The organism is Gilliamella mensalis, from assembly GCF_900103085.1.
In the GTDB taxonomy this organism is placed as follows: Bacteria; Pseudomonadota; Gammaproteobacteria; order Enterobacterales; family Orbaceae; genus Gilliamella; species Gilliamella mensalis.
In genome coordinates, this window is record NZ_FMWR01000002.1 from 105333 (window position 1) to 119921 (window position 14589).

Annotated in this window: 11 protein-coding genes; all 11 read right to left on the minus strand. The window is 35.8% G+C overall.

Translation table 11 applies throughout. The features are described from left to right. The 11 genes from kdsB to prfC all read right to left on the minus strand — a co-directional run bounded on the left by kdsB (position 1) and on the right by prfC (position 14473). Complete coding sequence (kdsB, locus tag BQ5209_RS00825) at positions 1-765, minus strand: 3-deoxy-manno-octulosonate cytidylyltransferase (protein ID WP_085246688.1); 765 nt, start codon at positions 763-765, stop codon at positions 1-3. A 17-nt stretch (positions 766-782) separates the two neighbouring features. Continuing rightward, positions 783-968, minus strand: a complete 186-nt coding sequence (locus BQ5209_RS00830; protein ID WP_085246689.1) for a Trm112 family protein — start codon at positions 966-968, stop codon at positions 783-785. A 3-nt stretch (positions 969-971) separates the two neighbouring features. Continuing rightward, entirely contained in the window at positions 972-1979 is a 1008-nt protein-coding gene (gene lpxK, locus BQ5209_RS00835) for a tetraacyldisaccharide 4'-kinase (protein ID WP_085246690.1), read from the minus strand. A gap of 101 nt (positions 1980-2080) precedes the next feature. Continuing rightward, positions 2081-4390 (minus strand): DNA internalization-related competence protein ComEC/Rec2, encoded by a 2310-nt coding sequence (locus BQ5209_RS00840; protein WP_085246691.1) that lies wholly within the window; start codon positions 4388-4390, stop codon positions 2081-2083. A 323-nt stretch (positions 4391-4713) separates the two neighbouring features. Beyond that, positions 4714-5010: an integration host factor subunit beta gene (ihfB, locus tag BQ5209_RS00845; protein WP_085246692.1), complete on the minus strand. Its 297-nt coding sequence runs from the start codon at positions 5008-5010 to the stop codon at positions 4714-4716. A 98-nt stretch (positions 5011-5108) separates the two neighbouring features. Then, positions 5109-6791, minus strand: a complete 1683-nt coding sequence (gene rpsA / locus BQ5209_RS00850; protein WP_085246693.1) for a 30S ribosomal protein S1 — start codon at positions 6789-6791, stop codon at positions 5109-5111. Positions 6792-6902: 111 nt separating this feature from the next. Next, positions 6903-7583, minus strand: a complete 681-nt coding sequence (gene cmk / locus BQ5209_RS00855) for a (d)CMP kinase (RefSeq protein WP_085246694.1) — start codon at positions 7581-7583, stop codon at positions 6903-6905. A 1-nt stretch (position 7584) separates the two neighbouring features. Beyond that, positions 7585-8865, minus strand: a complete 1281-nt coding sequence (gene aroA / locus BQ5209_RS00860) for a 3-phosphoshikimate 1-carboxyvinyltransferase (protein WP_143421817.1) — start codon at positions 8863-8865, stop codon at positions 7585-7587. 21 nt (positions 8866-8886) lie between these two features. After that, positions 8887-9759 (minus strand): helix-turn-helix domain-containing protein, encoded by an 873-nt coding sequence (locus BQ5209_RS00865; RefSeq protein ID WP_085246696.1) that lies wholly within the window; start codon positions 9757-9759, stop codon positions 8887-8889. Between the two features lie 113 nt (positions 9760-9872). Next, positions 9873-12767, minus strand: a complete 2895-nt coding sequence (ptrA, locus tag BQ5209_RS00870; RefSeq protein ID WP_085246697.1) for a pitrilysin — start codon at positions 12765-12767, stop codon at positions 9873-9875. Positions 12768-12880: 113 nt separating this feature from the next. After that, positions 12881-14473, minus strand: a complete 1593-nt coding sequence (gene prfC, locus BQ5209_RS00875) for a peptide chain release factor 3 (protein WP_085246698.1) — start codon at positions 14471-14473, stop codon at positions 12881-12883. Between the last annotated feature and the right edge of the window lie 116 nt (positions 14474-14589).

Genomic DNA, 14589 nt, shown 5'->3' on the forward strand with positions numbered 1-14589 from the left:
TTACTCCTTAAATAACGCTCTTACTTTTTCTAAATCTTCTAGCGTATCGACCCCTATTGCTGGGGGCTGTTTTGCCACTGCAACATGAATTTTCTCACCATACCAAAGCACTCTAAGTTGCTCTAACATCTCAATTTGTTCAAGTGAAGATGGCACCCAGTTGATATACTGACGGATGAAGCCAGCACGATAAGCATAAATACCAATATGACGAAGATAAAAATTACCAATACTGGATTGTTTTAATAGATCAACCGATTTAGCAAAACGATCGCGCTCCCAAGGAATCGTAGCACGAGAAAAATAAAGCGCATACCCCTCTTTGTCGGTCACAACTTTAACCGCACCGGTATTAAATGCCTCTTCAACAGAATTAATTGGTACTGCTAATGTTGCCATTCCCGTTTTATATTGCACCAAGTTTTCAGCTACTTGGTCAATAATAACAGGTGGAATTAAAGGTTCATCACCCTGCACATTAACAATGATTTCATCATCAGCAAATTGAAAAGTATTAATGACCTCTGCTAACCTTTCAGTACCAGAATTATGCTTGTCACTAGTAAGAATGACTTCGCCACCATACTCTTTGACTATCTCAAAAACTTGCTGATGATCTGTTGCAATAATCACTCGAGTAGCTGACGATTTTTTTGCTTGCTCCATCACCCGAACAATCATAGGTTTACCATGAATATCCGCGAGCGGCTTAGCTGGTAAACGACTTGAAGCATACCTAGCAGGAATAATAACCGAAAAATTCATAATTAATATCCTAACTTTTATTCTTGAACAGGCTGTGATTGATTAAATTGTGTTGCTTCACTTTCTAGCAATACAGGAATGTTATCTTTAATTGCATAAACTAGATTATCTACTTGGCAAATCAACTGCTGATTATTTGCATCATATTGTAGTTGCTCATGGCATTTAGGACAAGCGAGTGCGCTTAATAGGATTTCTTTCATGTTTTATTCTCTTTGAGATTTTGTCTTAGCTAATAACAAACAGATCTGATCAATTGCTTCTAGAGGTATTACCGCATCAATGGGTAGATACCACCAATTTTTCTGGGCAAATTGCCTACATTTAACGGCATCTTTTTCTGTCATTAAAAGTGTTTGTTCACTACTTGCAACATTATTTAACAACGATAAAGTAAATTTTTGATGATCAGCAAAAGAAATAGTTTCAACCACATCCGCTTGCATGTTGATCAACATATCAAAAAAACGTTTTGGATTACTAATACCTGCAATAGCATAAATATTTTGCAATGAAGATAATGTTTTTTTTTCTTTAGTTAGCAAATTGACTGCATATAGTGGCGTTAATTGCATGGTATAGGTTTTATTTGGATACTGCTGGGTCAAATTATTTACGCTATCACCGTTTATAATAATCAGATCAACTGATTTTAATCGACTTTCTCGCTCTCTCATTGGTCCTGCTGGCATCCACCATCCATTACCAAATAAACGTTTTCCATCAATCACTACCAACTCAATGTCGCGCGCTAAAGCATAATGTTGTAAACCATCATCGGTCAAAATAACATCTAATTCATATTGCTTTAGTAACGCTTGAACAGCTTCTGAGCGATAAGGTGATACGGCGACAGGCACATTAGTACGCTGAAAAATAAGTACCGGCTCGTCACCAGCTTGTGCGGTTGTGGTTGTATTATCTAAAATAAGCGGATAACTATCAGCCTTGCCACCATACCCTCTTGAAACAACTCCAACTTGTAATCCTTTTTGTTTTAACGATTCAATTAAACCCACAACCAGTGGAGTTTTGCCATTACCACCAACTGATAAGTTGCCAATAACAATAATAGGTACAGGGGAACGCCAAGATTTTAAAATACCTAATCGATACAAAGAGCGGCGAATAAAAGCAATCAAACCATATAATAAAGAAAATGGTATGAATAACCAAAATAATCGATTTTTACCATACCACAGTTTTTCAATCATAACTTTAACATCACTTAATTACATTCAGTAAAATTGTTATATCTTTTACTGTCGATATAACAATTATTAAAATGGTTGCCTATAGCAAACGGTAGTCTATTTTACTCATAAATTGGTAAACTACCAAACCAATCATGATACCATCTTGGTTTAATTTCTCCTCGCATGGTTTTTAACTTCCAAGTATGTTTATCAAAAAATAGGCTTATTTGACCAGTTCTAGCAGTAACATAATAATCTAAGTGTAAATCTTGATACCTTGTTATTACCTTATGGGATGGCAGTTTCCAAGGATTATAACGAGATGTAGACGCTAACGATTTTACTGCTTTAACGTGATTTAAAAAAGTATAACTTGATGAAGTAGTACTACCATGATGCGGAATTTGTAAAATAGTAGAAGCTAACTGATTTCGATATTTTGTGATTAACTGATATTCCTGATTGCGCTCTAAATCTCCTGTTAATAATACAGAAAAGTGCCCATCATTTACTTGTATTACACAAGAGTCCTCATTTTGTGCATATTTAACCAGTTTATTAGGCCACAATATATCAAATGTTAGCTCGTTCCAATTAACACGATTACCAGCTAAACATGGATAATCATTATTTAAATCAAAAGAGGAACTCATTAACCATGCATTAGGATAAGTTTGTTGAAGCAATTTCAAACCTCCAACATGATCATTATGTTGATGACTAATAATAATTCCTTGTACATTCAAATTATGCCATTGCAAAAAAGGTATAATCACCCTTTCCATAGCAGAACTTTTTCCCCAGTTAGCTCCTGTATCGTATAAAATAGCTGACGTTCCATCATGAATGACAATAGCCAATCCATGACCAACATCAAGCATATCCAATCGCCAACGATAATTCTGATGTTTAAAAAGTGGCGTGACTAATAACATAAAAATGACTAATAAAGTAATTCCAAAACAACGCCATGTTCCAGTACGTATTATAATGACAACTAGCCAACCTAAAAAACTTAACCAATAAAAGTCTGAAGGAATGTTAAGCCACAATAAATTAAGCCAATTTAAACTAAAAAATAACCATTCCAATGATTTATCCGCAATCAACCAAAGCCATGGTGCGATGTAAAGACTATTCACAACACCGAATATCAACGCTAACAAAATAGCTGGAAAAGTAAATAACGAAATAATAGGAATCGCAATTAAATTCGTTAAAATAGAAACTGCACTAATGCCCTGAAAAACAAAAAATTGAATTGGAAGCAACAATAAAGTTAACCCAAACTGCAAGTGTAATAACCTTACCACATACCAACGTTTTTTATACTTTACTGCTTTGGGAAGCGGGAACCAATCACACAAAAAAATTAAGCTAATTACAGCATAGCAAGATAACCAAAAACTCTCAGATAAAATCATCAACGGATCAAACAGCAACAACAACGCAATAATTCGATTAACTTTTTGCCATGCACTTATTTGCTGTTTTTTATAACATAAATAAATCCAAATTGATAAAGCCAATATAGCACGCAATGTAGGGGGATTAAAGCCAGTTAACCATGCATAAAACAGTGCACATAACCATCCTAGCATAATTGGTACAAAGAAATAGATAAAGCGCTTTGAAATAAAAAACAGTAAAACTTTAACTATAAAGCAACTAAGTCCAAAAACCACTAATATATGCATACCCGATATAGCCATTAAGTGAGCTACACCTGTTCGCATCATCACCATACGATGTGAATCATCTAATTGAGAGCGATCACCGAAAGCAAGAGCATGTAAAATACCTCGATAATGATACAAATCAATATAAGGTAGTGCTGAATCAGTAATAAATTGTCTTAGATCAGACTTACTATCTAACAGTTTACCATCAACTAATTTAGCTGAGAGTAAACGGTGGTTTGCTATCGAAAAGCGCTGACTATCAAATACTCCTTCATTTAAATAACCATGCGCAACTTTTGTTTTTAGTGTTAATTGCCAAATTTGACCAGATTTAGGGAGTTCTGGCTTATCCCAATAAACCGAGATCGGAATATTATTAGAAAGCATGACATTTGAAATCGAAAAAACAGAAAATGAGATATAGTAGGGTTCAATAGCTGTTACTGCTTGTCGTGTATTGATATTTTTGACCTTGCCTTTAACAACAATCGTTTTATCGATATACGGCGAAATACTTGATAAATATTGCTTAGAATAAGCAGTTGACCACAAAAAACCTAAACCAAATATAACAAAAATAGACAAAAAATAATGTAACCTAACCGGAACAACTAATATCAAAATAACCAAAATAGCAGCAATACAATACCAATGCCAATCAGATAATAAATGAGGTAAAAATAGTAATGGCATACAACCTAATGAAAACATGATTGCCAATAAATCAAGGGAACAAAATTGTCGCATTTGCACCTACCATATTTATTTTATAACACTTAGCTACCCTATCAGTTGATATTATAAAAAAATAAATAAGTATAAATTTTTTGATCAGACTTCCAATTTGATTATTAATTTAGATGAGCTTTACAAAAATTATTTGCAATATTTCAAACTTAAAAATGGTAGAAAGTTGATAGTGATGACTAATAAAACGTCGACGGATTTTAACGCAATAATCATAAATACAAGGTTGGTTTAATTGATATGAATTACCAAATGGAAATTTAAGTTGCTCAAATAAAAAAGCCAGTGATTTTACTCAAAGGCTTTTATCTAAAGTGTAAAATTTAAAGACTATCGTTTGCTGCTTTATTTACTCTTTCACGCAATTCTTTACCTGGTTTAAAGTGAGGGATATATTTATGTTTTACTTCAACATTACCACCCGTTCTTGGATTCCTTGCTTTGCGTGGGGCACGATAGTTTAAACTAAAACTACCAAAACCTCGAATTTCTACCCGATCGTTACTTTCCATGGCTAACGCGATCTGTTCAATGATATCTCTAACTGAATCATCAACTAGTTGCACAGGAAGATGTGTCCGCCAATTAACAATCCGTTCTACTAAATCTGATCTGTTCATGGTCACTCCTAATTTATTTATGTGGCATGTAACTTATTCATTTTATCCCATAAAAGAAAAAGAGGGCAAGCCCTCTTTACTCTTTGCATAAATATTTTTTACTCAGTTTTTGATGCAGCTTTAAATGCTTCAGCCATTGCACTAGTAAATGAAGCATCTTCTTGAGTTGTAGTATTATTTACAGCAGCAAGTGCTTCTTTTTCGTCAGCTTCATCTTTTGCGCGTACTGATAAAGAAATTGCACGAGTTTTACGATCGATATTGACAATTTTAGCTTCAACTTCGTCACCAACTTTTAATACTGTCGTTGCATCTTCAATACGCTCACGAGCGATATCTTGTGCTTTTAAGTAGCCTTCAATACCTTCAGCAATTTCGATAGTTGCACCTTTAGCATCAACCGCAGTTACAGTACCTTTAACGATCGTACCTTTTTTGTAGTTAGAAGCAAAACTACTGAATGGATCGTCTTCTAGTTGCTTAATACCTAGAGAGATACGCTCACGTTCAGCATCAACTTGTAGAACAACCGCTTCAATATCATCACCTTTCTTATAAGCTTTAACTGCTTCTTCACCTGGCATATTCCAAGAAATGTCTGAAAGATGAACTAAGCCATCAATACCACCATCTAAACCAATAAAGATACCAAAATCAGTGATTGATTTGATCTTACCACTCACTTTATCACCTTTATTGTGTGATTCAGCAAATTGCAACCATGGATTTGGTTTACATTGTTTAAGACCAAGAGAAATTCGACGACGTTCCTCATCAATTTCAAGTACAACCACTTCAACTTCGTCACCAAGGCTAACAACTTTAGATGGATGAATATTTTTGTTTGTCCAATCCATTTCTGAAACGTGAACTAAACCTTCAACACCTGTTTCGATTTCGACGAAACAACCATAGTCAGTTAAGTTAGTTACTTTACCTGTTACTTTAGTACCCTCTGGATAACGTTTAGCAATTGAAACCCATGGATCTTCGCCTAATTGTTTTAAGCCAAGTGATACACGTGAACGGTCTTTGTCAAATTTAAGTACTTTAACAAGTAACTCTTGACCAACTTCAACCACTTCGCTTGGGTGTTTAACACGTTTCCAAGCCATATCAGTGATATGAAGTAAACCATCAACGCCACCAAGATCAACAAATGCACCGTAATCGGTAAGATTTTTGATAATACCTTTAACTTCAGAACCTTCTTGTAGATTTTCAAGAAGTTGTTCTCTTTCAGCGCTATTTTCTGATTCGATAACTGCACGACGTGAAACAACAACGTTATTGCGTTTTTGATCTAATTTAATAACTTTTAATTCGATTTCTCTATTTTCAATATGAGAAGTATCGCGTAATGGACGAACATCAACAAGCGAACCAGGAAGAAATGCACGAACGCCATTAAGATCAACCGTAAAGCCACCTTTAACTTTACCATTGATAACACCTAAAACTGTTGCAGCATCATCAACTGCTTTTTCTAGTGTTAGCCACGCTTCATGGCGTTTAGCTTTTTCACGAGATAAGATTGTTTCACCAAAACCATCTTCAATTGAGTCAAGCACAACGTCAACAACGTCACCAACTTGAACTTCTAATTCGCCTTGGGCATTTTTAAACTGCTCTACTGGAATTGCTGATTCAGATTTTAAACCAGCATCAACTAAAACAACATCTTTGTCGATTGCAACGACAGTACCACGGATCACATTACCAGAACGAGTGTCTAATTGATTTAAAGACTCTTCAAAGAGTTGAGCAAAAGATTCAGTCATATTTATATACTTAATTTAATATTAACGTCCACATTACGTCTTGTCTTGTGGGGTTGTTTAAAATACTCCAAATATCCCTATATTGGAGCTCGATTCACGCTACAAGCGAATTTACAACGCAAGCTTTTCGTTGATATACTTAATAGATTGATTAAAAACATCTTGAATAGACAGTGATGTGGTATCAATTATTAGCGCATCAATTGCAGGTTTTAGTGGCGCAACAGTTCGATTACGATCCCGCTCATCACGCGCAGTTATCTCCTGCAAAATTTTGGCGAATTTAACATGATTTTGCTTATCTTGCAACTGTTTCATTCTTCTTTCTGCACGAGAGTGCGCACTTGCATCAAGAAAAATTTTAACTGGCGCATCACTAAAAACCACACTACCCATATCGCGACCATCTGCAATCAGCCCCGGCGCTTGCCTAAAATCACGTTGGCGCTGTAATAAAGCTGTTCTAACCGAATTAATTGCCGCTATTTTTGATGCCGCGCCCCCCGTTTGTTCTGTACGAATTTCTTTTGTAACATCAACATGATTTAATAACACTTTAACATCACAACCATGAGAATCAAAAGCTAGTGGTAAATTAAGGGCTAATTGTGCAAGTTGTGTAACATCATTAAGAGCGATATTTTGCTGAAGCGCACTAAGCGCCAGCACACGATAGATAGCGCCAGAATCTAAAAGATGCCATTTAAAATGATTGGCTAACGCTTGACATAATGTGCCCTTTCCAACGCCACTTGGTCCATCAACAGCAATAACCGGAACGGATTTACTCATTTTATTCTTCGCTTAATCGTTTAAATTGTTCAAAATAATTAGGAAAAGTCTTCATTGTGCATTTGGGATCTAATATTGTCACAGGTGTATCAGAAAGTGCCACGAGAGAAAAGCACATAGCAATACGGTGATCATTATAAGTCTCGATTTCTGCATGGGTTAATTTTGCAGGTGGCAAAATAGTAATATAATCTTTGCCTTCATCGATCGTTGCCCCTACTTTACGCAATTCAGTTGCCATTGCATATAAACGATCGGTTTCTTTAACTCGCCAATTATAAATGTTACGAATTGTAGTTGGTCCTTTAGCAAATAAAGCAGTTGTGGCGATAGTCATGGCAGCATCAGGGATATGGTTCATGTCCATATCAATACCGTGTAATTGCCCACGTGAACATTCAATATAATCATCAGCCCAAGTCACTTTAGCGCCCATTTTTTCAAGCACATGAGCAAATTGGGTATCACCTTGTAAGCTTTTTTTACCAATGCCTGTTACTCTCACTGTACCGCCTTTAATTGCTGCGGCAGCTAAAAAATAAGAAGCCGACGAGGCATCGCCTTCAACTAAATAATAACCTGGTGATTGATAACATTGATGTGCTTTAATTGTAAATTTTTGATAGTTATGATTGGTAACTGACACACCAAAAATAGCCATCATTTTGATCGTGATATCAATATAAGGTTTAGAGACCAAATCGCCAATTATAGTAATTTGAGTATCATTTTTTGCTAGCGGCGAAGCCATTAACAACGCTGTTAAAAATTGGCTAGAGACAGAACCATCGACTTTAATGTCACCTCCGGTAAAACCACCTTGAATATGTAGTGGTGGATAACCCTCATTTTCTAGATAATCAATATTAGCTCCGCCTTGACGCAATGCATCGACTAAATGACCAATTGGACGCTCTTTCATTCGGGGCTCGCCAGTTAACACAATATTATTATGACCAAGGCATAATGCAGCAGCTAAAGGACGCATTGCCGTACCAGCATTACCTAAAAAAAGCTCTAATGCATGATCAGATTGCAACATACCTCCCACACCTTGAACATCACAAATGGTGCGATCTTGTGATAGCTGATACTTCACTCCTAATGCCGCAAGTGCATCAAGCATATAACGCACATCATCACTATCAAGTAAATTAGTTAAACGCGTATTACCTTTACTCAATGCTGATAGTAATAACGCACGATTAGAAACACTTTTTGAACCTGGCAAATTAATCGTACCATTAAATTTTTTTATTGGTTGTAATGTTAAGGATAACATAATGACTCTCTTTAATATTCTTTAAAATTTTTCTAACGTCTTTTTTAATAAATTAATTGCTTCATTATCTTTAGCACTATTTTGCCATAACTTATCAAATAAATGGCGATATCGTTTAATTGCATGATAAGACGAAGTGATCGACGCAATACCGGTAGTAACATTAGGTAACTCACCTAATCGAAACGGACTCATTGCTAATGAGATAGGATTTTCATCTTGATAAAAAATCTGAAAAGCAATTGATGGAATTGCTTCTTGGGTAATAGCAATAGTGGGGGCAAAGGATTGTTGTTCTATTAGCTCAATTAAATGATAAACTTCTTTACGTGCTAATAACATTCTTTCTGACTTTTTGCCTGGCGAAATTGTCAAATTTCCCACTAAACCAATATGCAAAAACCGCTCTACATTACGCAAGCTAATTAAATTAATCACCTTTGGTACTGATTGATAAAACTGCTTTTTACGCTCTTTTAAAATCGACAAAATGACTGAATATTTGGGGTGATCAATCGACTCATTTGATTCATTTAGCATCATAGCTAAATGAGTCAAATAATCAGGTGACGTTAATAAAAACGAAAAAGGGTCGAAGTGAGAATAGATATGGGTTGATTGTTCTTCTAACTGACGCATACGCTCAAAAAAACCGTCACCACTCGAATAATACTCGGTATCAATACCAAGTAAACTCGAAAAAGAAGTATCGAGTAACAAGGCCAATCGTTCTAAAGTTTCAATTTTAACGATTTCGCCTTTTTCTAACCGATAGACTGCTGCTCTTGAAATTTTAAGGCTGTCAGCAACATCTTCAGCCTTCAGTGAAGCGGCAATCCTATACGCACGTAAACGTTGACCTATAGCACAATAATCAATCGATCCAGTAATCATAATATACTCAAACTATTGGGATTTTGGCAGTGTATCACAAGGTGATAACAATGCCAATTTTTGGCAAAATGTTTCCGGTGTAGCCTATATTTTCACAACAACTTAAATAACACCTATTTTAATAACTCATTTTGCAATGCTGATACATTTTCAAATTCAGTAAACTCAGAAATTGCCTCTGGTTGTTTAGCATTATCTTCACGCTTACCAAGAACTTGCGATGCAAATACAAAACCTTTTTTATCCATAACTGAACGGTTATAAAAATCAACTAAATCTTGTTGAGTGATTTTTTTCAATTGTTCAATTTTTTTGTGCCGTGAATCAAACGTAAAACGCGAATTCCAATAGTCAGCTATATAACGACTAAACTCTTCATCCAATGTTTGCGGAGGCATTTTCAACTCATCAAGTACCGCTTTTTTATATTGCTCAATATCTTCTTTAGATAATGCTTTAAGCTTATTTGATATAACAGGATAAAATTCTTGATAACGCTTAAATAAATAAGCTGGATCGTATTGGTTACTTTGAATGATAAAACTCATTCCAACTGAATCTCCAACTGTAACAGGGCCTGCAAATACAGCGTAGCCGAGTTGCTCGTTAGTACGCAATTGATCAAAAAACCATGGTGATATGATTTTAGACAGCGTATAACTTAGCATACAACTGCTAATCCGATCATAACCGGTTGGAATATAACTCATCATCAAAGCATTATCAGTGCTTTTCGCATGTTGAGTCATTTTGGCCTCCAATGATTTTTTAATCTGAATATTATCAACAGGAGTAAATTCAACATCACGCACTAGTGTTTTTTGGATGGAATGATAAAGATCTAAAGAATCCTCGTTAGACAAATTACCCAAGCTAAGCATATAAGGTACTGAGTGGGTTAATAAATTATCGCGATAAGTTAACACGTCATTGATAGTCATTGTTTCTGTAATTTGACGTCTTTCATCCCGTTCAAAATATGGTAAATCTGACAATTCATTAACAGGATTAACCGCCAACCAATAACTTTTAGCATGCTCAGATTTATCCAATTCTTGCAAATACCAAGATTTAGCTAACACTAAGCTTTGCTCATCAATTGTCACATTGCGATAACTATTAAGAATTGCTGTCACCATTTTAGGTAAATGCTGACTAAAGCCACTAGCTGAAATCATCAGGCCATTATCATTATTTGTTGATAACGAAATACCCGCAACCCTAGCCTGAAATCGTAATTGTTCTAAATTACGACTTGCAATGTAATCAATTAAATTAAAAGCGACCTCTGCTTTAGCATCACTAAAAGCCTCGTTATTCCGTAACGAAACCACAATCGCCGCTTTAGGTTCAGTTTTGAAATATTGACTAACAAAATGAAGATGATTACCACGTTTACTAAACCCAGCTGGTTGAGCTTGAGCGCGGTTTTGCTTCACAATTGAAAAATCGTCAGGAATATAAGGATTTAATTCAGGTAAACTAAATGTGAAATTTTTGCCTAAAGCCAACCAATTCGCTTTTTGCTCACTAGTAATATTATCGATTTTATAAGGTGCGTCTACAAAATAAGCCGTCTTATTAGTCGTTTGATTTGGTGAAATAATCCAAGCTCTAACGTTATCCGGCGTTAGGCTTTTTAAGCGAGCGGCGATCGCTGTTTTATCAAAATTATTAGCAATAAAATCAGAGTTTAATATATTTTTAACGGGGTACAACAACATTTGATCAGATAGCCATTCCACATAAGACATATCACGCTCAACATCCTGATACTTAAATTCTAGTGCTAAAACTTTCTTAAGTTCTTCATAATAAGCATCAGAAATTCCTTGCTTTTGAATTAACTGCAAATAATTAAAAATAGCCCCAATAACTTTATCTTTTTGAGCGAGACCATCGTCGGTTAAGCTCACATTAATACTCAACATACCACTATTACCATAACGGATAGGGTTGATAGACGAACTAATACCTTCAATAAGACCCTGCTTTTGTAACTGATCAGACAACGTGTTGGGGCTACTATTATCAATTAAATAAGTGATATATTCATCGCTTTTATCAGCAAATTTATCTAAATTGTTTTCCATTGGAAATTGTAAAAATAGCAATTTCTTAGGTTGCGCTGGCACCATTGCAATCTGTTTGCTTAGCACATTTGGAGTGATCGCTGGCTTATCAACTATTGGAGCATTAATGTTTTTATTAGGGATTTTCCCAAAGGTGTTTTCAGCTAATTTTGCTAATTTATTGATTGACTGATTACTATAAATTACCCCCACCATGATATTAGACGAATAATAATTTTTATGAAAAGTCACTAAAGCATCTTGTAATTTACTACTTGGTTTATCACTTAATGTTTCTAAATTGCCACCCGAAAATTGTGCCGATGGGTGATTAGGATTAATAGTTTCGGAATTAACTTGTTCAATACGAAAACCATCGTTCGATCTAGCCATCGTCATTTCGGCATTAACAGCATTGCGTTCTTTATCGGCAAATTTAGGATCTAAATTCGGCTCGGCAATAGCATCGGCTAAATGATCTAGCGCTTTATCAAATGCGCTATTTTCGACCTCAAAATAAAACGCAGTTCGATGTGTGGCAGTACTGGCATTATAGCTACCAGAATGAAGGCTTAAAAACTGAGAAAAACTAGCTGGTTCTGGATACTTAGTCGATCCCATTAGCACCATATGTTCAGTATAATGCGCCAAACCTTGCTGATCTTTAGGATCTTGCAGTGAACCCACTGGCAATGCTAATGATGCCAGAGATTTTACGGCTTTAGAATCTGACACGAGTAATACCCGCATTTTATTTGCCAACTCAATAACTTCATATTGTCGTTTATCGCGTTCGCTTTGTTGTACTTTTTCTAACAAGACTGGTGTTACAGACTTATTTTCAATCGCAAACGATACAGGTGAAATAGTCAAGGTTAATAATCCAAAAAAACTACCAATTATTAAATTAACTATTTTTTTATTTTTCAAATCCATAAGATTCACTCGCTTGACTTTGTCATCAAAAACCGGCTATTAAAAAGCAAAAAGCGGATTTATCAAAATTCCTAAGCATGATAATAAATTCCGCTATTTTGTGATGAATAAAATTAATGTTCTCGAGTTTTTCTAAACTCAACATCAGGATATCGTTCTTCAGTCAAATTCAAATTAACCATACTTGGCGCAATATAAGAAAGGTTATCTCCTCCATCTAAAGCCAAGTTTTGCTCGCATTTGCGCTTAAACTCTTCCAGTTTTTTCACATCAGAGCATTCAACCCAGCGCGCTGTTGTGACGTTAACGGACTCATAAATTGCTTCAACGTTATATTCAGATTTTAAACGCGCAACCACCACATCAAATTGTAGCACCCCTACAGCACCTACAATTAAGTCATTATTAGTTAATGGACGAAATACCTGTACGGCGCCTTCTTCAGACAATTGCACCAATCCTTTTAATAGCTGCTTTTGTTTCAGTGGATCTTTAAGACGAATTCGGCGAAATAGTTCCGGCGCAAAGTTAGGAATACCGGTAAATTTTAAATTTTCCCCTTGAGTAAAAGTATCACCAATCTGTATAGTACCATGATTATGTAATCCAATAATATCGCCAGCATAGGCTTCTTCAACATGTTCACGATCACCCGCCATAAATGTTAAGGCGTCAGAAATATTGATATCTTTAGCCAAACGAACATGACGCAACTTCATGCCTTTTTCATATTTACCCGATACAATGCGCATAAACGCCACGCGGTCACGATGTTTAGGATCCATATTGGCCTGAATTTTAAAAACAAAACCACTGAATTTTTCTTCTGATGATTCAACTTCACGCTTATCAGTTTGACGTGGCTGTGGTGTTGGAGCCCAAGAAGTTAAACCATCAAGCATATGATCAACGCCAAAATTACCCAATGCTGTACCAAAAAAGACTGGCGTTAAATCACCCGACAAGAAAGCATCTAGATCAAATTCATTGGAAGCACCTTGCACTAATTCAAGCTCTTCACGCAGTTGCTGTGCTAAATCATCACCAACAGCTACATCCAAATCAGGATTAGTTAACCCTTTAATAATTCGGACTTCTTGTATTGTATGACCTTGGCCTGATTGGTAAAGATATGTTTCGTCTTTCGCTAAATGATAGACACCTTTAAATAACTTGCCACAACCAATCGGCCAAGTAATTGGTGCGCACATTATATTTAGCTCGTTTTCAACTTCATCAAGCAATTCCATCGGATCGCGAATATCACGATCTAGCTTATTCATGAACGTTAAAATTGGTGTATTGCGTAAACGCGTAACCTCCATTAATTTACGGGTACGATCTTCAACCCCTTTTGCTGCGTCAATCACCATCAAACAACTATCAACCGCAGTTAACGTACGGTAAGTATCTTCAGAAAAATCCTCGTGCCCTGGGGTATCTAATAAATTAACTAAGCAATCATTATAAGGAAACTGCATCACAGATGTCGTAATAGAAATACCACGCTGCTTTTCCATCTCCATCCAGTCTGACTTTGCATGCTGGGCATTAGCACCACGGCCTTTAACCGTACCTGCTGTTTGGATTGCATGACCAAATAAAAGTACCTTTTCGGTAATGGTGGTTTTACCGGCATCAGGGTGAGAAATAATCGCAAAAGTGCGACGTGCACTAACCTCGTCTAAATAAGCTTGTTCTGTCATAAAACTGTTTTAATCCACACAAAAATAATGACATATTTTAGCAGGTATCTATCTATTTTGCCATTGGTGTTATGCACAAGGTCATTTGCCTTATTTATTTATTTATGCATAATATT